General features: G+C 72.5%; 17 protein-coding genes. 6 read left to right on the top strand and 11 right to left on the bottom strand.

The genetic code is table 11. The features are described from left to right. Positions 1 to 72 precede the first annotated feature (72 nt). Entirely contained in the window at positions 73 to 1,638 is a 1,566-nt protein-coding gene (locus tag SALPAC3_RS0121125) for a leucyl aminopeptidase (RefSeq protein ID WP_018223166.1), read from the bottom strand. A gap of 161 nt (positions 1,639 to 1,799) precedes the next feature. Between SALPAC3_RS0121125 and gcvT the strand changes: the two genes are divergently transcribed. Next, positions 1,800 to 2,924 (top strand): glycine cleavage system aminomethyltransferase GcvT, encoded by a 1,125-nt coding sequence (gene gcvT, locus SALPAC3_RS0121130; protein ID WP_018223167.1) that lies wholly within the window; start codon positions 1,800 to 1,802, stop codon positions 2,922 to 2,924. 59 nt (positions 2,925 to 2,983) lie between these two features. Here gcvT and SALPAC3_RS0121135 read toward each other — a convergent pair whose 3' ends face one another. The 3 genes from SALPAC3_RS0121135 to SALPAC3_RS0121145 form a co-directional block, all read right to left on the bottom strand. After that, positions 2,984 to 4,279, bottom strand: a complete 1,296-nt coding sequence (locus SALPAC3_RS0121135; RefSeq protein WP_018223168.1) for a hypothetical protein — start codon at positions 4,277 to 4,279, stop codon at positions 2,984 to 2,986. Between the two features lie 64 nt (positions 4,280 to 4,343). Continuing rightward, on the bottom strand, positions 4,344 to 5,117 hold the full coding sequence (locus tag SALPAC3_RS0121140; protein WP_018223169.1) for an adenosylcobinamide-GDP ribazoletransferase: 774 nt from the start codon (positions 5,115 to 5,117) through the stop codon (positions 4,344 to 4,346). Beyond that, positions 5,107 to 7,080 (bottom strand): bifunctional adenosylcobinamide kinase/adenosylcobinamide-phosphate guanylyltransferase, encoded by a 1,974-nt coding sequence (locus SALPAC3_RS0121145; protein WP_018223170.1) that lies wholly within the window; start codon positions 7,078 to 7,080, stop codon positions 5,107 to 5,109. The genes SALPAC3_RS0121140 and SALPAC3_RS0121145 overlap by 11 nt, the downstream gene beginning before the upstream one ends. A 163-nt stretch (positions 7,081 to 7,243) precedes the next feature. Between SALPAC3_RS0121145 and SALPAC3_RS0121150 the strand changes: the two genes are divergently transcribed. Continuing rightward, positions 7,244 to 7,444, top strand: a complete 201-nt coding sequence (locus SALPAC3_RS0121150; RefSeq protein ID WP_018216464.1) for a hypothetical protein — start codon at positions 7,244 to 7,246, stop codon at positions 7,442 to 7,444. Next, complete coding sequence (locus SALPAC3_RS0121155) at positions 7,444 to 8,241, top strand: site-2 protease family protein (protein ID WP_018223171.1); 798 nt, start codon at positions 7,444 to 7,446, stop codon at positions 8,239 to 8,241. Before SALPAC3_RS0121150 ends, SALPAC3_RS0121155 begins: the two co-directional genes overlap by 1 nt. 142 nt (positions 8,242 to 8,383) lie before the next feature. Here the strand turns inward: SALPAC3_RS0121155 and SALPAC3_RS0121160 are convergent, their stop codons facing one another. The 5 genes from SALPAC3_RS0121160 to nadA all read right to left on the bottom strand — a co-directional run bounded on the left by SALPAC3_RS0121160 (position 8,384) and on the right by nadA (position 16,799). Then, positions 8,384 to 9,382: an aldo/keto reductase family protein gene (locus tag SALPAC3_RS0121160; protein ID WP_018223172.1), complete on the bottom strand. Its 999-nt coding sequence runs from the start codon at positions 9,380 to 9,382 to the stop codon at positions 8,384 to 8,386. Between the two features lie 114 nt (positions 9,383 to 9,496). Continuing rightward, on the bottom strand, positions 9,497 to 12,889 hold the full coding sequence (locus SALPAC3_RS27460) for a WG repeat-containing protein (protein WP_080635213.1): 3,393 nt from the start codon (positions 12,887 to 12,889) through the stop codon (positions 9,497 to 9,499). Positions 12,890 to 13,340: 451 nt separating this feature from the next. Further along, positions 13,341 to 13,937, bottom strand: coding sequence for a DUF3043 domain-containing protein (locus SALPAC3_RS0121175; protein ID WP_018223175.1), 597 nt, complete (start codon positions 13,935 to 13,937; stop codon positions 13,341 to 13,343). Between the two features lie 95 nt (positions 13,938 to 14,032). Then, entirely contained in the window at positions 14,033 to 15,481 is a 1,449-nt protein-coding gene (gene murA, locus SALPAC3_RS0121180) for a UDP-N-acetylglucosamine 1-carboxyvinyltransferase (RefSeq protein WP_026185785.1), read from the bottom strand. A gap of 118 nt (positions 15,482 to 15,599) precedes the next feature. Further along, positions 15,600 to 16,799 (bottom strand): quinolinate synthase NadA, encoded by a 1,200-nt coding sequence (gene nadA / locus SALPAC3_RS0121185; RefSeq protein ID WP_018223177.1) that lies wholly within the window; start codon positions 16,797 to 16,799, stop codon positions 15,600 to 15,602. Between the two features lie 68 nt (positions 16,800 to 16,867). Between nadA and SALPAC3_RS0121190 the strand changes: the two genes are divergently transcribed. From SALPAC3_RS0121190 to SALPAC3_RS0121200, 3 genes are all read left to right on the top strand, one after another. Continuing rightward, entirely contained in the window at positions 16,868 to 18,004 is a 1,137-nt protein-coding gene (locus SALPAC3_RS0121190) for a glycerate kinase family protein (RefSeq protein WP_033774895.1), read from the top strand. Positions 18,005 to 18,141: 137 nt separating this feature from the next. Then, the gene (gene erpA / locus SALPAC3_RS0121195; protein WP_018216456.1) at positions 18,142 to 18,504 is read left to right on the top strand and encodes an iron-sulfur cluster insertion protein ErpA; all 363 of its coding nucleotides are present in this window, start codon (positions 18,142 to 18,144) and stop codon (positions 18,502 to 18,504) included. Positions 18,505 to 18,662: 158 nt separating this feature from the next. Then, on the top strand, positions 18,663 to 19,640 hold the full coding sequence (locus tag SALPAC3_RS0121200; RefSeq protein WP_018223179.1) for a carbohydrate kinase family protein: 978 nt from the start codon (positions 18,663 to 18,665) through the stop codon (positions 19,638 to 19,640). A 36-nt stretch (positions 19,641 to 19,676) separates the two neighbouring features. On the opposite strand, the gene SALPAC3_RS0121205 is transcribed toward SALPAC3_RS0121200, so the two are convergent. Continuing rightward, positions 19,677 to 19,907, bottom strand: coding sequence for a sulfurtransferase TusA family protein (locus tag SALPAC3_RS0121205; RefSeq protein ID WP_018223180.1), 231 nt, complete (start codon positions 19,905 to 19,907; stop codon positions 19,677 to 19,679). Continuing rightward, positions 19,904 to 21,055 (bottom strand): cysteine desulfurase family protein, encoded by a 1,152-nt coding sequence (locus SALPAC3_RS0121210; RefSeq protein ID WP_018223181.1) that lies wholly within the window; start codon positions 21,053 to 21,055, stop codon positions 19,904 to 19,906. Before SALPAC3_RS0121210 ends, SALPAC3_RS0121205 begins: the two co-directional genes overlap by 4 nt. Positions 21,056 to 21,146: the final 91 nt, after the last annotated feature.

The following is a 21,146-nucleotide window of genomic DNA, read 5'->3' on the forward strand; positions in this document are numbered from 1 at the left end:
ACCGACCCGGCGGGTGGGTGCGCGGAGGCCCTCGTACCCGCCCGGGCGGGTACGAGGGCCTCCGCTGACCGGTCAGCCCTGGCTGGCGATGTCCTCGATCAGGTGCAGCAGGGTGCGGACGGGCACCCCGGTGCCGCCCTTGGTCCAGTAGCCCGTCGGCTCACCCGAGTGGTAGCCGGGGCCGGCGATGTCGATGTGCGCCCAGGCGACCTCCTCGGTGACGAACTCACGCAGGAACACACCGCCCTGGAGCATGTGACCCGCCCGGTCCATCCCGGCGTTGACCTGGGAGATGTCGGCGACCTCGGAGTCCATGCCCTTGCGCACGTCCTCCGGCAGCGGCATCGGCCAGGTTGGCTCGCCGACCGCCTCGCCGGCGGTCCGTACCCGCTCGCACAGCTCCGGCGTGCCCATCACACCGGCGACCTTCTTGCCCAGCGCGACCACCTGGCCGCCGGTGAGGGTGGAGGTCTCCAGCAGGTAGTCGCAGCCGTCCGCGCAGGCCCGGGCGATCGCGTCGGCGAGGATCATCCGCCCCTCGGCGTCGGTGTTGAGCACCTCGACGCGCTTGCCGTCGAACATCGTGATGACGTCGCCCGGCCGGTACGCCGTACCGGAGGGCATGTTCTCCGCCATCGGCACGTACGCGGTCACCGACACGGCGGGCGCGAGCTCCGCGACCGCCAACATCGCGGCGGCGACGGCGCCGGCGCCGGCCATGTCGGCCTTCATCTCCCACATACCCTGCGACGGCTTGATCGAGACGCCGCCGCTGTCGAAGGTGATGCCCTTGCCGACCAGGGCGACCCGCTTGCCGTTGCCGCCGCCGGCCGGGGTGTAGCTGATCCGCACCAGTCGCGGCGGGGCCTGCGACCCCTGGCCGACAGCGGTGATACCCCCGTAGCCGCCCTCGCGCAGGGCGACCTCGTCGAGTACCTCGACCTCCATGCCAGCCGCGCGGGCGGCGGTCGCCACCGAGTCGGCGAAGGCCGGCGGACGCAGCTCATTGGGGGCGGCGTTGACCCAGTCCCGGGAGGAGCGGACCGCGTTGGCCACCGCCTGCGCCCGGGCTACCTCGGCCGTGGCGGTGGCGTCACCCGCGTCCGGGACCGCGACCAGCACCTCCGCGACCGGCTCCCGCCGGGCCGGCTGCGGGCGGGTCTTGTAACCGGCGAACCGGTAGCCGCCCAGCAGGCCGCCCTCGGCGACCGCGCGTAGCGCGGCCGGCGCGTCGGCGTCGTCCGGCAGCGGCAGGGCCAGCGCGACTCGGGCGGAGCCGGCCAGCGCCCGCACCGCGGCACCGGCCGCCCGGCGCAGCGTCTCCGGGGTGGGGGCGGCGCCGGTCGGCTCCGGACCGAGACCCACCGCGGCGATCACCGGAGCGGTAACCGTGCCGAGCGTGGCGAGCTTGATCACCTCGCCCGGGCCTCCGGTTGCGCCGAGCAACGCCAGCGTCTCGGTAAGTTTTCCATCGAAGGCCGCGGCGATGCTCTCCGCGCCGCTGGCCAGCAGCAGGGTGCCGACGAGGTCGCCGGCCCGCTCTCCGGGCTGGCTGTGCACGCCGATGACGATCGCGTCAACGGCGAGTTCGGCGGGGTCGGTGTCGACGAGGCTGAGGGAGATGGTGGGCGATGTCACTGAAGCTACTCCGGGCGGGCCGGGCTGGTCGCGCCGTCGCGTACCAGCGATGAAGGTCTTCGGCGGACCGTACCCGCCGTTGACCAGGGCTGTCCCGCCAGTGGTGTTGGCGGGTCCCGCCGATGCTAACCAGCCGGGGTGGTGCCGGTAAGTTGCCACCCATGACCGACGTGACCTCCGGCTCCGCCGAAACCCGGCTGCGCCGCTCCCCGCTGCACGACCGGCATGTCGCTGCCGGCGCCAAGTTTGCCCTCTTCGGCGGATGGGAGATGCCGCTTGAGTACGCGGGGGGCGGGGTGCGCAAGGAGCACTCGGCGGTGCGCGACGCGGTGGGTGTCTTCGACGTGTCGCACCTGGGCAAGGTGCGGGTCACCGGCGCGGGGGCGGCGGAGTTCGTCAACGCCTGCCTCAGCAACGACCTGGCCCGGATCGGGCCGGGCCGGGCGCAGTACACCCTCTGCTGCGACGATGCCACCGGTGGTGTGGTCGACGACATCATCGCCTACCTGTACGCCGAGGACCACGTCTTCCTGATCCCCAACGCCGCGAACACCGCCGAGGTGGTGCGCCGGCTGCGGGCCGCCGCGCCACCAACGGTCACGATCACTGACGAGCACGAGGCGTACGCGATCCTCGCGGTGCAGGGGCCGCGCTCGGCCGACCTGCTCGGCGCGCTGGGCCTGCCCACGCAGCACGGCTATATGAGCTTCGCGGAGGGCACGCTGGCGGGGGCCAACCTGACCGTGTGCCGCACCGGCTACACCGGCGAACTGGGCTATGAACTGATCCTGCCGGCCGGGGATGCTGGCGGAGTCTGGGACGCGCTCTTCGCCGCCGAGGAGCAGCTGCAGGCGTGCGGCCTGGCCGCCCGGGACACCCTGCGTACCGAGATGGGCTACCCGCTGCACGGGCAGGACCTGTCGCTGGAGATCACCCCGGTGCAGGGCCGTTCGGGCTGGGCGGTCGGCTGGGACAAGCCCGCCTTCTGGGGGCGGGCGGCGCTGCTCGCGGAGAAGGCCGCCGGCCCTCGGCGCCGGCTGCGCGGGCTGGTGGCGGTCGATCGGGCCATCCCACGCCCCGGCATGGTCGTCTACCACGGTGAGACGCCGGTCGGCACGGTCACCAGCGGCACCTTCAGCCCGACCCGGAAACAGGGCATCGCCCTGGCCCTGATCGACACCGAGCCGGCCCTGGCCGACGGGGCCGAACTCGAGGTCGACATCCGGGGACGCCGGGCAGCGGTGAGCCTGGTCCGCCCGCCGTTCGTCAACCCCTCGGTTCGGTAGCTCGCCTCCGGTCGGCGCCCGCGCCGCCCCCGCCGATCGGTGGGGGCGGGGGCCGCGGGTCAGACCGGCGGGGCGGGGCGTTCACCGGCATCCAGGACGGCCTGGGTCCAGCCGCCCTCACGGACCCCGGTGCCGTCCAGGACCGCCCAGTCGACCACGTCGGTCGCCTCCACCACCACCGCGGAGCCGATCCGTACGGCCGGATCCGTGTTGGCGTCGCTGGCGCTGGCACCCTCGATCTGCTCCGGCGTCGGCCAGGAGGTCACCCCGGCCCACACGTATTCCGGGCCGTCCTCTCCGGGTAGTCCGTACTTCACCACCAGTTGCGTCTCGGGCGGTAGCGCCCCGGCGAGGAAGCGGGCGCGGATCTCGCCCAGTGCGGCCCGGGCGGTGGCGACCGCCTGGCTCATCGCGTCGCCGGAGCGGGTGTAGCGCACGTCCGGGGCGATGCCGGTGAAGAGGGTTCCACAGGCCGCGGCGTAGTAGCGGCCGTCCGGCCCAGAGTAGCCAGCCGGCGGTCGCAGGGTGAGGAACGAATCCGCCTCCGGGTCCGTCGCCGGGTCCAGTTCCAGCCGAAGCAGCACCGGGGCGGTGGCCCCATGCTGTTCCGGGTTGCCGTACGCCACCGCGATGTCTCCCCCGGTGACCGTGGCCAGTACGGGTAGCTGCACGAACGCCGGTAGCTCCTCACCGGCCAGGCCGTCGGTCCACACCCGCAGCAGCCGCCGCGCCGTGCCGGTCATCACCGCGCCCCAGGCCCGGGTCAGGTGGTCCGGCACGCCCTGTGCCTGTAGTTCCAGCAGCCCGAACCGGCGCAGCCCCTTGGTGGTGAACCAGAGCCCGTCGGCGTCGGACGAGTACGGCACCAGTACCCAGTCAACCAGCCGGATCCGGCCCTGCTCGTCCGGCAGGGACCGCAGCGCGGTCGTCGGGTCGAGGAACTGGAGCCCGAAGACATCCACCACGTCGCCGCCGGTGGTGTCGGCGACCGCCGCCGCCACCGCCCGCGCCGCCCACTCGTGCGCCGGCGGCCAGCCGGGGCGGTACTCGGCCTGCACCACGACCAGGTGGGTCGCCGCCGCCAGCCGGGACAGCTGGGCCTCGGTCGCGCCGAAGGCGGTGAGCAGGTCCGGCGGCAGCTCGGGGAACTCGTGGATCGGCCGGGTGTCCACGCTCATCAGCGGGCTGTCCAGCATCTGCCGGGCGAGGTCGTGCACCGGCTCGGCGAGCCGTCCGGTGAGCTGCCGTACCGCGGTCTTCGTGCCCACCTTCGGAAGCCCGGCCATCGGCACCAGGTAGGTGGCGTTCAGTGATTCCGGGACCGGTACGGGCAGGAAGTCGTCCGTGATGAGCATGGGTCTCCCGGATGGCCGTGCCGGTGTTGTCGTGCATAACGCTACCCGCCGGGGTGGGCGGAGTTCAGCCGGACAAGACCAGTCCCAGGTAGACCAGGGTGGTGACCACCTCGGTGGTGGCACCGAGCACGTCGCCGGTGATCCCACCGAGACGGCGTACCACGTGCCGGAGCAGCCAGACCGCGGTGGCGAGGGCGGCGATGACGACCAGTGGTCCCTGCCAGGGACGGTCCGGCACGGCGGCGAGCGCCAGCAGCGCCACCGCGGTGGTCCCGGCGGCGAGGGCGCCGGGCCCGACGGTCCCGGCGACCAGGGCTCCCAGCCCGTCCGGTCGGGCTGCCGGCAGCCCGCGCCGGCAGGCCAACGCGACCCCGAGCCGACCGGCGGCGGTGGCGGTTATCACCGCCGCCAGCGCGGTCGACGTTGACCATTCGGCCAGCTCCGCCAGCACCGCCGCCTGCACCAGGAGGACGACCACCAGTGCGGTGACCCCGAACGGGCCGACATCCGGCTTCCTCATGATCTCCAGCGCGGCCGGCCCGCGCCGGTACGAGCCGAGTGCGTCCACGGTGTCGGCGAGCCCGTCGAGGTGCAGCCCTCGGGTGAGCAGCGCACCGGCACCGACCGTGACGCCGGCGGCTACCAGTGGCGGCGCGAAGCCGCCGGTGAGTAGCAGCACTCCGGTGAGGAGGGCGCCGAGCAGCGCGCCGACGGCCGGGGCCAGGGCCATCGCGGTGCCGGCCACGGCCCGGTCGATCCGGCCGGCCCGCACCGGCAACGTGGTGAACGTGGTCAGCGCCAGCCGGGCACCGGCAGCGAGCCGCGGTTCAGCCGGCACGCCAGCCGGATGAATCCAGCGGGGTGGACTCCGGATCGGTGCTGGTGGGCCCCGGTCCGGCCGGTTCTGGCTCGCGGAAGTCCGGCTCGTCGTCCATCGGGTTCGCCGGCTCCGGTTGCTCCGTCGCCGGTTTCGACTCCTCCGTCGGCGGCTTGGCCTCGTCTGGCTCGCTCGTCGTCGACCCGGCGGCTGCCGGTTCCGTCGTCAACTCGGCCTCGTCCGGCGCGGCCTCGTCCGGCGCGGCCCGTAGCGACGGGTGCGCCGGCAGCGCCGCGGCCAAGGCCAGCGCCGACCGCAGCAGCGGCAGCGCCACCAGTGCGTTCCCGCCCTCGCCCAGGTCCAGCCGCAGGTCAAGCAGGGGGGTGAGGCCGAGCACGTCGGCGGCGAATTGGACACCGGGGTGCCCGCCATGGTCGGCGAGCAGGCACCAGTGCCGGGCCGGCCCGGCCAGGTCGCGGCTGACCAGACCGGCCGCAACTCCGACCGGCCCGTCCAGGAGTACCGGCAGCCGCCGCGCGGCAGCGCCGAGCAGCACGCCGGTGGCGACCGCGATGTCGCCGCCGCCCACCTCGGCGAGGACCTCCCTGGGCTCGCGGGACGAGTGGCGGCTGCGGTGCAGCCCATCCCGGACGGCCGCGCAGCGGACCATCCACGCGGCGTCGTCGTACTCGCCGGCCCCGGTGCGGACCCGGGCGAGTACGGCGGGTGGTTCGGCGCCGGCCGTGGTCGCGAGCACCGCTGCCGCGGCGGCCTCGGCGCCGGCGCCGCAGGCGCCCAGCACCAGCAGCCGTACGCCCGCGTCGGCGGCCTGGTCGGCGAGCCGCCAGCCGAGTTGCAACGCCGCCTCGACCTGATTGAGGGGGAGCGCCGGGTCGGTCTCGATCGGGTCCGCGGTGGGGGCGTCAACCACCTGCAGCTCAGCCCCGGCCTCAGCGGCGAGGCGGGCCCACGCACCCTGGCCGTTCCGGGCCTCCTGGGCTCGGCGGGCGGAGTCGCCCGGGGCGGTACCGGCGGCGGCACCGCCCGTGTGGTCACCATGCACCAGCAGCACCCGGGTGCTGCCCCAGGGGACGGGCTGCGAGGTGCCTTGGGTGGCGGCGGCGAACTCGACCAGCTGGGTGAGCCCGCCGAAGCCGGCGCCGGGCAGGTCCCGGGTGGCCACCCGCTGCCCGGCCTGCGCGCCGGCGTCCTCGTCCGGCATGGGCAACTCCAGGCCCGGCTCGATGGCCAGGCCGGTCGCGGCCACCGGCGGCGTCAACCAGGAGGCGCCGGTGGCGAGTGCGGCCGGTGCGGGCGGGGCGCTCGGGGCCAGCACCTCCGGTAGCGGCGGCGGTGCGAGGACCGGGCCGGTAGCGGCTCTGCTTCGGGCGGCAGCCGGCGTGATCTGCGCCGGGACGGCGGCTGGGCGGGGCGGTGGGGGCGGTTTGAGCCAGCTGGGCTGGCCGGCGATCACCAGCACGACCGTGTCAACCGCGTCGGCGATCGCCCGGTTGGCGGTGCCGAGCGCGTCGGTGAAGGCACGGCCGAGCGGGGTCGTCGGTACCAGCGAGAGGCCAACCTCGGCGCTGACCAGCACCAGCCGCGCGGGGCAGGAGCGGACCGCCGCGACCAGCTCGGCGATGGCGGCCGTGGCGTCGAGGGGTTGGTGGGCGGGGTCGAGGAGAGCCGTCACCCAGCCACCGAGATCATCAACGAGTAGCGTCTCGGCGGGCTGCGCGGCGGCCAGCAGCTCCGCCAGCCGGCGTGGCTGCCCCGCGGTCTCCTCCGTGGTCCACGTCGTCGGCCGGCGAGCGCGGTGAGCGTCGAGGCGGGTCGCCCACTCCTCGTCGTCGGCGCTGGTGTCGGCGGCGGTGGCCACATACCGGACCGTCGGCGCGTCGGCTACCAGGGCCTCGGCGAACTCGGACTTTCCCGACCGGATTCCGCCGAGCACCAGGACCGTGTTCCACCCGTCAATGGACATGTCCGTACCTTAAGGCCGCCCGGTGCCCGCCCGCCTCCCGCCCCGCTCCTCCCGGGGCTGCTCACATTCGCCTCGTAACGATCATGACGGGGCTGGACGTGCAGCCGTCGGCGGCGCGGCGGACTAGGCTGACGGGAGATCAGCGGCGAGGGGAGACACGCAGATGGCGTGGAGCTGGCAGTACGAGGGCGAGAACGGCGAACCGGCGTCGGGGCCGGCCGAGTCGTTCAGTAGCCAGGCGGACGCCGAGTCCTGGATCGGCCAGACCTGGCGGGAACTCGCGGCGGCCGGCGTGATCGCGGTCCTGCTTGTCGAGGACGACCGCGTGGAGTACCGGATGAGTCTGCAGCCCCCGGCGGAGTGATGGCCGGAGATCGTGCTGGAGGTGGGCCGCTGGTGCTCGGCGTGCCCCGGGCAGCGTTCCGCCCCAGCCCGGTCTTCCTCGGGCTGGTGGCCCTCTTCGTGCTCAGTGGAGTCCTGACCTGGCAGGGAACCGGCAACATCCGCGTCAACGTGTTCCTCTTCGTCGTCTCCGGGTGGCTGGTCTCACTCTGCCTGCACGAGTACGCGCACGCACTGGTGGCGTTCCGGGCCGGGGACCGTAGCGTCGCGCATCAGGGCTACCTCACTCTCAACCCACTGAAGTACAGCCATCCGCTGCTGTCGATCGCGCTGCCGGTGTTGGTGGTGCTGCTCGGTGGTATCGGCCTGCCCGGTGGCGCGGTCTGGGTGGACCGGCACGCCATTCCGGGGCGGCTCCGGCACACCCTGGTCAGCCTCGCCGGCCCGGCCACCAACGTGGTGTTCACGCTGGTGCTGGTGATCGCGGTCCGGCTGGCAGCGGGTGGCGACGGGCCGGTGCAGTTCTGGGCCGCGGTGGCGCTGCTCGCCTTCCTCCAACTCACGGCGAGCCTGCTCAACCTGCTTCCGGTGCCGGGCTTGGACGGTGGCAACATGATCCAGCCCTGGCTCTCCCCGCCGTACCGGCGGATGTACGACCTCTTCGCGCCGTACGGCTTTCTCCTGCTCTTCGCGCTGCTGTGGAACCCCCGGATCAACGGCTGGTTCTTCGGGACGGTCTTCGCCGTCGGCGACGCGCTGGGCCTACCGCCGGGCCTGTACGGGCTCGGCCTGGATCTGGTCCGCTTCTGGCAGGGCTGAGCCCCGCGGGTGCCGCCGGTCACTCCGGCCGGCGGTGAGACGGCTACTCCGCACGCCGCTGGGTCAGCTCGCACGGCGGTGGGACGGGCAGCCCGCACGGCGGTGGGCCGGTCGATTCGGCCAGCCCACCGCGGTGGTCAGGTCAGGGCCGCTGCGCGGGGGACTCGGTCCGGGCCGGGTCCCGCTCGACGACCGGCTCGATGATGTCATCGATGGCCTTGAGTAGGTCGGCGTCGAGCCGTACCCCGGCCGCCTTGACGTTGTCGTGCACCTGCTCGGGGCGGGAGGCGCCGATGATCGCCGAGGAGACGTTCGGGTTCTGCAGGACCCAGGCGATGGCGAGCTGGGCCATGCTCAGCCCCGCCTGGTCGGCGAGCGGCTTGAGCTGCTGCACCCGGGTCAGCACGTCGTCGCTGAGCCACTTGGCGATGAAGCGCGCGCCGGACTTCTCGTCGGTGGCCCGGGAGCCCGCGGGCGGGGGGTGACCGGGCTGGTACTTACCGGTCAGCACACCCTGGGCCATCGGGGACCAGACGATCTGACCGACGCCCAACTCCTCGCTGGCCGGCACCACCTCAGCCTCGATGACCCGCCAGAGCATCGAGTACTGCGGTTGGTTGGAGATCAGCGGGATCCGCAGCTCCCGGGCGAGCTGGTGGGCCTGGCGCAGCTCCGTCGCCGTCCACTCCGAGACCCCGATGTAGAGGGCTTTCCCGGCGCGGACAACATCGGCGAACGCCTCCATCGTCTCTTCGATCGGGGTGCTGTGGTCGTACCGGTGCGCCTGGTAGAGGTCGACGTAGTCGGTGCCCAGCCGGCGCAGCGAACCGTCGATCGACTCCATGATGTGCTTGCGGGACAGGCCCCGGTCGTTGCGACCCGGACCGGTCGGCCAGAACACCTTCGTGAACAGCTCGATTCCGGCACGCCGTTCGGTTCGCAGCGCCCGGCCGAGAACCTCCTCCGCCAGGGTGCCCGCGTACGCGTCCGCGGTGTCGAAGGTGGTGATACCGGCGTCCAGGGCGGCCCGGACACAGGCGAAGGCCGACTCCTCCTCAACCTGGGAGCCGTGGGTGATCCAGTTTCCGTACGAGATCTCGCTGACTATCAGGCCGGAACGGCCCAGGTGTCGGAATTCCATTCCCTGACCCTAACTCGGTGGGGCCCACGAAGGGCGCGGCCCCGCTCGCCGAATCGGTGCACCAGCTGGGCCGGCCGCGGCGGAGTCGCCGGCCGACCTTCCGCTCCGGCCAGGTCAGAGTAGTGGCACCGCATCGGTGAGCAGCTGTTCGATCTCGGCGAGCACCCTGGCCTGGTCGAGCTGCGTCGGCTCGATCAGCGGTCTGCCCTGCCGATCCAATGCTCCCCATCGGCCGGCGGGGGTGGCTACCAGGTAGGCCACGGGGTGCACCACCAACGCCGGGTGCACCGGCGGCACGACCACCCGGCCCGTCCGGTCCACCACGCCGTACCGTCCGGCCAGGTCAACGACGGCCAACCCCTCCTCGGTGAAGCCATCCACCTGTCCGCCGGCAGCGAGCATGGTGGCGAACCCGTGGTACCGGGTCGGTACCACCAGCCGGCCGGCGCGGTCCACCGCGCCCCACCTGTCGCGCCGGACCACGGCGATACCGTGTCGGAACGGGCGCACGTCGGTGAAGCCAGGTGGCACCACGACCTCGCCCTGCCGGTCAATCGCACGCCAGCCACCGGGTTCGCCCGGGGACACCCAGGCCAGTCCGTCGGCGAACGGGCGGACCGCCGACCAGGACGCTGTCATCACGGTGCTGCCAGCCTGATCGAGTAGCGACCACTGTTGGTCATCCGGGCGGCGAACCCAGGCCAGGCCCTCCCGGAACGGCTGCGCCTCCGCGTACTCCGCCACGATGACCAGATCACCGTCCGGGTCGGCGTACCCCCAGAGATCGCCGTCACGCGTCGGCACCGGCGGCTGGTCCGGCTCCAGCAACTCCGCCCTGCTGCGGGGGTACGGCCCGAAGCCGCTCTTGGCGGCGCGATCGGCGACAGCGTCCAGACTCACCCGTACCCGGTCCAGCAGTTCCGGATCGGCGGTGCCGCGTAGGTCCAAAGCCCGCTCGAAATGCAGGCAGGCCTCGATCAGTCGACCTTGGTCAACGCAACACCGTCCCGCGTGTTCGTGCAGCGCCACCCGCAGCCGGTCGGGTAGCTCCGGCGAGTTCGCCTGGGCGAAGAGGCGGTCGGCTTCGTCGTACTCGCCCCGCCACCGCAGCACGTGCGCAAGCCGGGCCTGCGCGAGAGCGGACCGTCGCAACTCGCCGGTGGCCTCCGCGTAGGTCAGGGCCAGTCGGCCGTCTGCCAGCGCGTCGTCCAGATCACCAGCTGCCCGGGACGCCACGGCCCGCAGACTGAGCAGCCGGGCCCGGGATCGGTTGTCCAGGGCCGTGCCGAGCTTCTCGGTCAGCCGGTGTCGGATATTCCGGAACTGCTTGGGGTCGGGGATGACCTCGCGGAGCGTGGCCGGGTCCAGCCGCCAGGGAAGGTTGGCCAGCACCCGTTCGGGGTCGCCCGGTGGGGCAGCGTCGTTGACGTCCGCGGCCTCCGGTGGGTCACTCCGGTCCGTGGTGGGCGGAACCGTCGCGGGAGTGGCAGCCGTCTCCGGCGGGGGAGCGGTTTCTGCCTCCGGCGCGGGGACTTCCGTCGCCTCCGTTTGGTCCGCCTCCGTTGGGTCCGCCTCCGCTGAGCCGGCCTCCGGTCGCGGTGTGGGGGGCGCGGGGAGCACCTGGGCCGGTTCCGGCGCAACCGCCGCCGTGGTCGTCACGGCCGGGGCTACCGGCACCGAGGTCGCTACAGTCTCCGGTTCTGGTTCTGGTTCTGGTTCTGGTTCTGGTGTTGGTTCCGGTTCCGGCTCGGGCTCCGGCTCGGGCTCCAGTTCTGGCTCCGGCTCGGGTTCCGGCTCTGGCTTCCGGTCCGTCCCGACTGGGGGCAACGCGGTCTCCGAATCCGACGAGGTCGGCTCGGCGGTGGGAGCGAGTCCCGCCGCTGGTGCCCGTTCCAGGTCAGCGTCGGCGTGCGCCGGGTCTGGGTCTTCCGTTGGGGCAGCGTCTGCGGACGGGGCTGGATCCTCGTTCGGGGCTTCGTCGTTGCTGCCGAGGATGTCAGCGGAGTCGGCCGGTGCGGCATCGGCCGGCTCGGTCTCCTCCGGTGCGGGGTAGGCGGATTCCGTCTCCTCCTCGGGGATGCTGACAGGTTCCGCGTGCTCAGGCGTGGCGCTGGCCGCTGTCGCCGAGGGCGGTGACGCGTCGTCGGGCTGGTCGGATGTGGCCGTCGACGGTGGTGCGTCTGGGCTGGACGGGTCTGCGGCGGGGGTGAGCGGCTCGGCGGGGGCGGTTGGCTCGGCGGGGGTGGCCACCCCGAACCAGGCGCTTGGCCCACCTGGCCCGGGTGCAGGCCGGACGGGCTCCGCGGTGGGCGGCGGCGGAACGTACCGCTGCGGCGGCGGTTCCTTGATGACTGGTGTCGGTCCGGCCGCCTTGGGCGGCGGCGTCGGTCCGGGAGGTACGCCGGTGACCGGGCGGTCCGGGTCCGGATGAGGCGGCGGGACCGTCCCGGCGCCGCCGGATACCGGTCGGCTGGGCGTGCCGGATACCGGTCGGCCGTATGGGGGTGCCGACGTGCTTGTCGGGGGACCAGCCTGCGCCGGTCGGTGGGGTGGCGGGAGGTACGGTCCGGGTGGTTTGCCGTGTTGGGGGTTCTCCTGGTTCGGGCCCGGCTGTGCTGGGTGCCAAGGGCGTCCGATACCGGGCCGAGGGTTGGCGTGCGGCTGCTGCTGGCCGGGGTGCCGGTCGGGATGGCGGACCGGTCCGGGTGCCCCATCACGGTGCGGATGGACGGTGCCGTGCTCTGCCGAGGGACCGGGGCCGGCCGGGTTACCAGGGCCAGCGGAATGTCGTCGTGGGTATGGATCAACCCGTCCGTCCCGGTGCGCCCGGGGCCCGTCCGGCCGCGGGCGCCCTTCGTCGCTCTCCGACGGTGCGCCGCGCCGACCATGATCGGTATTGGTTGACCGCTCCCACGGGTGGCGGGTCCGAGGTGGCGGCTCTCCTGCCTCCCGACCGAAGGCGTGGCGGTCGCGCCCCCGGGGTCGCTCCTCGTCCGGTTCGGGTATCCAGCCCGGCTCCGGGTGCCGGGCGGGGGAGACCGGCTGACTCCGTCCGACGGGCTCGTGCCACGGAGCCGGGCCGTCGTGCCGGTCCGGGCGGGCGTACGGAGCCCGCCCGGAGTCGGTGCGCTGGCTTTCCCGTTCCCGGCCGGGGTTGCCCTCCCGGAAACCGCCCGGCGCCGGTCGCCGGCCTCGGTCCGCTACCCGGGGTGTCTCACCCGGCCATCGGCGGCGCGGCTCCTCGTCGTGGTGGGCGCGGTGGTCGTCCGGTTCATTCCAGGAGCGGCCGGTGTAGGTCCCGTCGGGTCGGGTCGGCGCCAGCGGGGGTACCGTGGCCCGACCGACGACGGCAGCTCGTCCGCGCGGGGCGGGCGGTTGGTTGTGCTCAACGTCGATGTCACCGGGGTAGCGCTGGCCGGGGAACTGCGGATGCCACTCGTTCGTCGGCTCGACCATCCAGGACGGCTCGGTGGTGCGGTGCCACGGGTCGTACCCGCCGCGACTCATCCGTGCGACCCGTCGGTGTGGACGAGGGGGCGACCCCGTCCCGCGGGTGGGGGTTGGGCAGGATCTGTCGGGGGCGTCGGTCTGCTTTCGGGCGCGCCCCGATGACCGGCTCGCGTCCGCTCGCTCACGGCGATTGTCACCTCGTTGCACCTTGTCGCGCTGGGCACCCGCCGGCCGGTAGCGTCTCCCGTCCCGCAAGGCGTAGCTGCGGAAGGAGGGTAGCGGCGCGGGCTCGGTTGCCGCCACTGTGGCGCCCGCGCGGGACCCAAACGTTATCCCATGTTCCGGAAATTTGGGTCATATCCGGACCAGAGTTTGGTTCCGGGCAGCTAACCGCCGCTTGGTAGCTGCCCGGGTTCGACTCCGGTGGCGTCAGCGCCCCGCCGCGTGCCGTGCGGCATCGGGCCGAGGTGTCGGAAGGGGGCGAGCGGGTGCTCGCCGGCGGGTGCCGTCAGACCGGGTCGCCGATGGCGACGCGGGGTACGGGGGTCCGCATCCGGCGGAAGGTGATCGACCGCATGATCGCGTAGCGGTAGAGCGAGCCCAGCCGTTGCCCGGTGTTCGGGAAACGCTCCCGGACCAGCTTCTTGACCTTCCGTGAGATCAGGACCGAGTCGATGATCAGGGCGAACGCGAGCGCCACCCACAGGATGTTGGCCCCGAGTCGGACCTCCGGCGGCATCGCCTGGTTCGACCCGAGCAGCACGATCAGTGCGCCACCGAAGAACCAGGTGCCCACCGTGCGTCGGGAGTCGACCACGTTGCGGACGAGCAGCCGCTCCGGCCCCCGGTCGCGGGGGCCGCCCTCGCGGCGGAACTCCGCGGCCGTCTCGGCGCGTATCCGGCGGCGCTCCGCGCGTCGCTCGTCTTTGCTCAGCGACTTGACCGCCGTGGTGGGGCGCCGCCCGATGCTCGGCCGCTTGGGCGTCTCGCGCCCCTTCGCCGGCGTGTAGCCCCGGGGCTGGGCGGCGGCGGGCTCCTCCTCGGGCGTCACCGGTGTGGTGGACTCGTCGAGCAGGTCAGTGGCTTTGCGACGAAACAGGGGCACGTAACAAGCGTAGCCAAACGCCCGCGCCCGGTGCACATCGCGGTGCGCCGGGCGCGGGCGTCAGGAGCGGGCGGTGCCGCCCGGGGTGGTACGGGTCACGGGCGTTCGATATGTGCGCCCAGGTCGGAGAGCTTCGCCTCGAAGTCCTCGTAACCACGGTTGATGAGATCGACGCCGTACACCCGGGAGGTGCCTTCGGCGGCGAGCGCCGCGATCAGGTGGCTGAACCCGGCCCGTAGGTCGGGGATGACCAGATCGGCGGCGTGCAGCTTACTCGGCCCGGCGATGACTGCCGAGTGCTTGAAATTGCGCCGGCCGAAGCGACACGGCGTGCCGCCCAGGCAGTCCCGGTACACCTGGATGTTCGCACCCATCGAGTTCAGCGCCGAGGTGTAGCCGAGTCGCTGTTCGTACACCGTCTCGTGCACGATCGAGAGGCCACGGGCCTGGGTCAGCGCCACGACCAGGGGCTGCTGCCAGTCGGTCATGAAACCCGGGTGTACGTCGGTCTCCAGTGCGACCGACTTCAGCTCCCCGCCCGGGTGCCAGAATCGGATACCGCCCTCCTGGCCCGGGTCGTTCAGCCGGGGTGGGCGGGCGTCGGTGACCTCGTACTCGCCGCCAACCGAGCGGAAGATGTTCAAAAACGTCATCATGTCGGCCTGCTCCGCGCCCAGCACCTCGACGTGGCCGCGGGTCGCCAGCGCGGCGGCGGCCCAGCTGGCCGCCTCGATCCGGTCCGGGATCGGGCGGTGCGAGTAGCCGTGGAGCTTCGGCACACCCTGGATCTCGATCACCCGGTCGGTGTGCACCTTGATGATCGCGCCCATCTTCTGGAGGACGCAGATCAGGTCGACGATCTCCGGCTCGACCGCGGCGTTGCGCAGCTCGGTGACGCCCTCGGCCATCACCGCGGTCAGCAGCACCTGCTCGGTGGCGCCGACGCTCGGGTAGGGGAGCGCGAATTTCGTGCCGTGCAGGCCGTCCGGCGCCGACAGGTGTAGGCCCTCCGGCTGCTTTTCGACGGTCGCCCCGAACTCGCGCAGCGCCTGGAGGTGGAAGTCGATCGGTCGGGGGCCGATGTGGCAACCGCCGAGGTCGGGGATGAAGGCGTGGCCAAGCCGGTGCAGCAGCGGCCCGCAGAACAGGATCGGGATCCGGCTGGAACCGGCGTGCACGTTGATCTGGTCGGTGCTGGCGCTCTCCACGTTGGCGGGGTCGAGGATCAGTGCGCCGTCCTCGTCGCCATCAGTGACCTTGACCCCGTGTACGCCGAGCAGGCCACGGACGACCTCGACGTCACGGATCTTCGGTAGGTCGTAGAGCCGGCTTGGGCTGTCACCAAGCAGCGCGGCGACCATCGCCTTGGAGACGAGGTTCTTCGCGCCGCGTACGCGAATTCGCCCTTCCAGCGGAGTGCCTCCGTGTACGACCAGGACGTCGTCGGTCAACGCAACCTCCAGCGCGTCGAGTGGTGCCGGGTATCGGTGGGGTTGGATGTCCTGCGATCTGCGATGACAGGGGTCGGGGACCGGGACACCCACGAGTCGTCGCCCAGGGCAGCATAGCCCTCTGTGACGAAGGCGGAGTCGGTCAGATCGCGCTTGGCGGCAGCTATCGGCGTTCTGGCACTTTTTGCGCCAGAGTCGATACGGACAGTTATCACACTCGGCTTGGCGGCCGGTTCGCCGTTCCTGGTAGGGCCAGCATCTGGTCCAGCGCCACCCGCGCCTGGTGCGCGGTCTCCGCGTCCACCGTGATCTGGTTCACCACCCGGCCGGCGACCAGTTCCTCCAGCGCCCACACCAGATGGGGTAGGTCGATGCGGTTCATCGTCGAGCAGTAGCAGACCGCCCGGTCCAGGAACATGATCTGCTTGTCCGGGTTGGCCAGCGCCAGCCGGCGGACCAGGTTCAGCTCCGTGCCGACCGCCCACGCCGAGCCGGCCGGCGCCGCCTCGATCATCTTGATGATGTACTCCGTGGATCCGACGAAGTCGGCGGCGCGGACCACCTCGTGCCGGCACTCCGGGTGCACCAGCACGTTGACGCCCGGCACCCGCTCGCGTACGTCGTTGACGCTGTCGAGGGTGAACCGGCCGTGGACCGAGCAGTGCCCCCGCCAGAGAACCATCCGAGCGTCACGTAGCTGCTCAGCGGTGAGCCCGCCGTTTGGCTTGTGTGGGTCGTACAGCACGCAGTCGTCCAGCGAGAAGCCCAACTCCAGTACGGCGGTGTTCCGGCCCAGATGCTGGTCGGGGAGGAAGAGGACCCGCTGGCCCTGCTGGTACGCCCACTCCAGCGCCCGCTTGGCGTTCGACGAGGTGCAGACGACACCGCCGTTGCGCCCGACGAAACCCTTGATGTCCGCCGAGGAGTTCATGTAGGTGACCGGGACGGTGCCTTCGGTGAGACCGAGGTCGGCCAGGGTCTCCCAGGCTGCCTCGACCTGCGGAAGCGCCGCCATGTCCGCCATCGAACAACCGGCGGCCAGGTCGGGCAGGACGACCCGCTGCTGGTCCGTGGTGAGGATGTCGGCGCTCTCGGCCATGAAATGCACGCCGCAGAAGACGACGTACTCCGCGTTTGGCCGGGCGGCGGCCTCCCGGGCCAGCTTGAACGAGTCGCCGGTCACGTCGGCGAACTGGATCACCTCGTCGCGCTGGTAGTGGTGGCCCAGCACGAAGACCCGGTCACCCAGCTGTGCCTTCGCTGCCGCCGCCCGGGCCACCAACTCGGGGTCGCTCGGTGCCGGCAGGTCGCCAGGACACTCGACTCCCCGTTCGGAGGCCGGATCGCTGCCCCGACCGAGCAGCAGGAGCGCGGTGGCGGTGGCGGAAGGTTCAACCCAGGTCGACGTCACGCCCCCTATGGTTCCACAGTACGACGGCGTTGCGACTGTCGCCGGTGTGTGCTGCCACACTGCTCGGCATGCGTGTGCTGCTCTGTCCGGACAAGTTCGCCGGCACCCTGTCGGCGTCGGCGGTGGCCGCCGCCGTGGCCGCCGGCTGGCGATCGGTGGCACCGAACGACGACCTGTTGGTGCACCCCCTCGCCGACGGTGGCCCGGGGTTCCTGGACGCGTTGGCCGGGGCGGTGGACGCGCGCCGGGTGCCGGTACCAACCGTTGACCCCCTTGGCCGTCCAGCGGCCGGTGAGATCCTGCTCACCCAGGCCGGCACCGGGTACGTGGAGAGCGCCCAGGCCTGCGGGCTGCACCTACTCGCCCCGGCCGAGCGTGACCCGAGGCGCACCACCTCGTACGGAGTCGGGCTCTTGGTGGCCGCTGCCGTCGAGTGCGGCGCTTCCGAGGTGGTGATCGGTCTCGGTGGCTCGGCCACCAACGACGCTGGTGCGGGCCTGCTCGCCGCCCTCGGCGTGACCTCGCTGGATGGCGTCGGCACGGCCCTGCCGTACGGGGGAGCGGCGCTGGCCGCTGTCGCGGCGCTGGACGGGGCGCCGCGGTTGCGGGACGCCCGGCTGGTCGCGGCCACGGACGTGGACAACCCGTTGCTCGGGGTACACGGGGCGAGCAATGTCTTCGGACCGCAGAAGGGCGCCGACCGGGCGGACGTGCTGCTGCTCGACGCGGCGCTGGAGCGGTTCGTCGCGGTCCTCGAACGGGACCTGCCCGGCTGCCCTGGTGATCTGGGCGCTCTGCCCGGCGGCGGGGCGGCCGGTGGGCTGGGCGCGGCGGTGCTCGCCCTCGGCGGTCGGCGCTCCTCGGGGATCGGCCTGGTCGCCCGCGCCGTCGGGCTGGACACCGCGCTGGATAACGTCGACCTGGTGATCACCGGCGAGGGCTCGTTTGATCAGCAGTCCCTGCGCGGCAAGGTGGTCGCTGGAGTCGCCGGTGCGGCCCGGGACCGGGGCGTGCCGTGCGTGGTGCTGGCGGGGCGGGTGGGCGCGGGCCGGCGCGAGGCGGCCGCGGCGGGTGTCACCGAGGCGCACAGCCTCGTCGAGCACTACGGCGGGGCGGAACGCGGCGGGGTGGAGGCGGCGATCGGCCAGCCGGCGGACGGGCTGCGGGCCCTGGCGGCCCGGTTGGCGCGGCAGTGGAGTCGTTGACCGGCCCGGGTGCGGCCCCCGTCACCTGGGTGGCCCGGCAGCAGGCGGCCTACAATCGAAAGCCGGACCGCAGTGGGAATCGTTGACCGACGTGTTGGCCACGACGACCACACCTTACGTGTGCAGGGAGATTCCACGTGACCACGCCAGCGCAGACCGAGTCGACCGAGGCCCCCACGACCGTCATCCTCACCGACGTCGCGGCCCAGAAGGTCAAGGCTCTGATCGAGCAGGAGGGCCGTGACGACCTGCGGCTCCGGGTCGCGGTGCAGCCGGGCGGCTGCTCCGGCCTGCGGTACCAGCTCTTCTTCGACGAGCGGTCGCTCGACGGCGACGTCGTCACCGACTTCGACGGCGTGGAGGTCGTCGTTGACCGGATGAGCGCCCCCTACCTGGGCGGCGCCACCATCGACTTCGCCGACCGCATCGACGCGCAGGGCTTCACGATCGACAACCCGAACGCGGGGAACTCCTGCGCCTGCGGCGACTCGTTCAGCTGACCGCTTTCGGCGGGCCGGCCCCGGTTCTTCAGCATGGGACCGGACCGGCCCCCGGTGGTCGTTACGGGAGTTGTCGATGGTGCATCTGAACGGTTACCTCGGGGTAGCCGGAGCGGTAGGCTGACCGACGCCCCGCTCCCGACACCCCAAGGGATGACATGAAGATCGCCGTGACCGGCTCGATCGCGACTGACCACCTGATGAGCTTCCCCGGCCGATTCGCCGAGCAGTTCATCGCCGACCAGCTCGACAAGGTGTCGCTCTCCTTCCTGGTGGACGACCTTGTGCTACGACGGGGCGGGGTGGCCGCCAACATCGCCTTCGGGATGGGCCAGCTCGGCCTGCGCCCGGTTCTGGTGGGCGCGGTGGGCGCCGACTTCGCCGACTACCGTTCCTGGCTGGAGCGGCACGGCGTCGACTGCGACTCGGTGCATGTGAGCGAGATCGCCCACACCGCCCGCTTTGTCTGCACCACCGACACCGAGATGTGCCAGATCGCCTCCTTCTACGCGGGGGCGATGAGCGAGGCGCGTAACATCGAGCTGAAGCCGATCGCCCACCGGGCCGGCGGTCTCGACCTGGTGCTGGTCGGCGCCAACGACCCAGAGGCGATGCTGCGCCACTCCGCCGAGTGCCGGGAGCGGGGGTACGCGTTCGCGGCCGACCCCTCCCAGCAGCTTGCTCGGATGCCCGGCGAGGACGTCGTCGCGCTGGTTGAGGGCGCCGAGTACCTGATGACCAACGAGTACGAGAAGTCGCTGCTGCAGAGCAAGGCCGGCCTCAACGACGAGCAGCTGCTCGATCTGGTCAAGGTACGGGTGACCACCCTGGGCAAGCAGGGTGTGGAGATCGCCGGACGGGACATCGACCCGATCCATGTGCCGATCGCCCGCGAGATCCGCGCCGTCGACCCGACGGGGGTCGGCGACGGATTCCGGGCTGGCTTCTTCGCCGCGCTCTCCTGGGGGCTGGGGTTGGAGCGGGCCGCCCAGGTCGGCTCGTTGCTGGCCACCCTCGTGCTGGAAGCTGTCGGCACCCAGGAGTACCAGCTCCACCGGGATCTCTTCGTCAAGCGGCTCGCCGACTCGTACGGCGACGCTGCTGCCGAAGAGGTCCGTTCGCACCTGGTGCCGTAGTCCCACGCCGACACTGAGCCCCGGGGCCCTCGGGGCTCAGTGCCGGCGGCGAACGTCGAATCCCGGGCCGTCGGGGCCGTCCACCCGGCCCACGAACTCCTGACCTCGAAGCCGGCACCAGGCGGGCAGGTCCACCGCGGCCGCCGGATCGTCGGCCAGTACCCGGACGAGGGCGCCAACCGGCAGCTCGGGCAGGCGGCGGGCCAGCGCGATCACCGGTAGCGGACAGCGCTGCCCCCGGCAGTCGACCACCTCGGGCGCCGTCACAGCCCCACCACCCCGGCTTCGGCCCGCAACGCGCCCACGATCTCCGGCAGTTCGGTCAGGAACCGCTCCACCTCGGCCTCGGTCGTGTCCCGGTGCAGCGAGACCCGAACGTTGCCGTGCGACAACACCCCCATCGCCGCCAGCACGTGCGACGGGCGCAGCGTTGACGAGGTGCACGACGACCCGGAGGAGACGGCGAAGCCGCGCCGGTCCAACGCGTGTAGCAGCGCCTCACCATCCACGTACAGGCAGGAGAAGGTCACCAGGTGCGGAAGTCGATCTTCTGGATCACCGACCACCTCCACATCCGGCACCTCGGTCGCCACCCGAGCCCGGATCCGGTCCACCAGGCGGGCGAGTCGGACCGACCGCGCCGCCGCGTCGGCCGCCGCCGCGCGCAGACTCGCCGCCGCCGCGACGACCGCCGGTAGGTTCACCACCCCCGGGGTGCGCCCTGCCTCGCGTTCGTCCATCGGCCACGGCGACTCCCAGCGGGTGCCCTTGCGGACCACCAGCAGCCCGACCCCCGGCGGTCCGCCCCACTTGTGGGCGCTCGCGGTCAGCACCGACCAGCCCGCCGGCACCGGCGCGTGCCCGACCACCTGTGCCGCGTCAACGTAGAGCGGTACTCCGGCGGCGGCGCAGACGGCACCGGCAGCGGCGACCGGCTGCACGGTGCCCACCTCGTGGCTCGCGGCGATCAGGGCCGCGAGCGCGGTGCCGGGCGCCCCGACCGCCGTTGACCAGGCGTCCAGATCGATTCGGCCCACCCGGTCGACCGGGACCGATGTCGCCGTGCCGCCGTCAGCCACGTGTCGCTCGGCGGCGTGCAGGACCGCCGAGTGTTCGATCGCGGAGTGCACCAGGCCGGATCCGGCCCGGCGTCGTCCGGCGAGCCCGCCGAGGACGGCCGAGTGCGCAGCCGCCGTACCGCTTGGGGTGAAGGAGAGTTCGTCTGGTCGGACGCCGAGCGTGGCCGCGGCGGCTTCCCGCGCCGCGTCCAGGAGTTGACGCGCCCGCCGTGCCGGGGCGTAGAGCCGTTGTGGGTCGGCCCAGCCGTCGTCAAGGGCGGCAAGTAGCGCCTGTCGGGCGACGGGGTGCAGCGGCGCGGCGGAGGCGGCGTCCAGGTAGACCGGAGAGGCGTTCACGGAGTTCCACGATATCGCCTCCGCTGTTCCGTGATCACCCCGATGGGGGCGGACAACCACCCCAATCGGGTCCAGCCGGTCCTGGTCGAGT

The organism is Salinispora pacifica DSM 45544, from assembly GCF_000378845.1.
Lineage (GTDB): Bacteria > Actinomycetota > Actinomycetes > Mycobacteriales > Micromonosporaceae > Micromonospora > Micromonospora pacifica.

Bases quoted from the DNA above. Each gene is read 5' to 3' on its own strand.
- gcvT (WP_018223167.1), top strand. From the start codon at position 1,800: ATGACCGACGTGACCTCCGGCTCCGCCGAAACCCGGCTGCGCCGCTCC.
- SALPAC3_RS0121135 (WP_018223168.1), bottom strand. From the start codon at position 4,279: ATGCTCATCACGGACGACTTCCTGCCCGTACCGGTCCCGGAATCACTG.
- SALPAC3_RS0121145 (WP_018223170.1), bottom strand. From the start codon at position 7,080: ATGTCCATTGACGGGTGGAACACGGTCCTGGTGCTCGGCGGAATCCGG.
- SALPAC3_RS0121150 (WP_018216464.1), top strand. From the start codon at position 7,244: ATGGCGTGGAGCTGGCAGTACGAGGGCGAGAACGGCGAACCGGCGTCG.
- SALPAC3_RS0121155 (WP_018223171.1), top strand. From the start codon at position 7,444: ATGGCCGGAGATCGTGCTGGAGGTGGGCCGCTGGTGCTCGGCGTGCCC.
- SALPAC3_RS0121160 (WP_018223172.1), bottom strand. From the start codon at position 9,382: ATGGAATTCCGACACCTGGGCCGTTCCGGCCTGATAGTCAGCGAGATC.
- SALPAC3_RS27460 (WP_080635213.1), bottom strand. From the start codon at position 12,889: ATGAGTCGCGGCGGGTACGACCCGTGGCACCGCACCACCGAGCCGTCC.
- SALPAC3_RS0121190 (WP_033774895.1), top strand. From the start codon at position 16,868: ATGCGTGTGCTGCTCTGTCCGGACAAGTTCGCCGGCACCCTGTCGGCG.
- SALPAC3_RS0121200 (WP_018223179.1), top strand. From the start codon at position 18,663: ATGAAGATCGCCGTGACCGGCTCGATCGCGACTGACCACCTGATGAGC.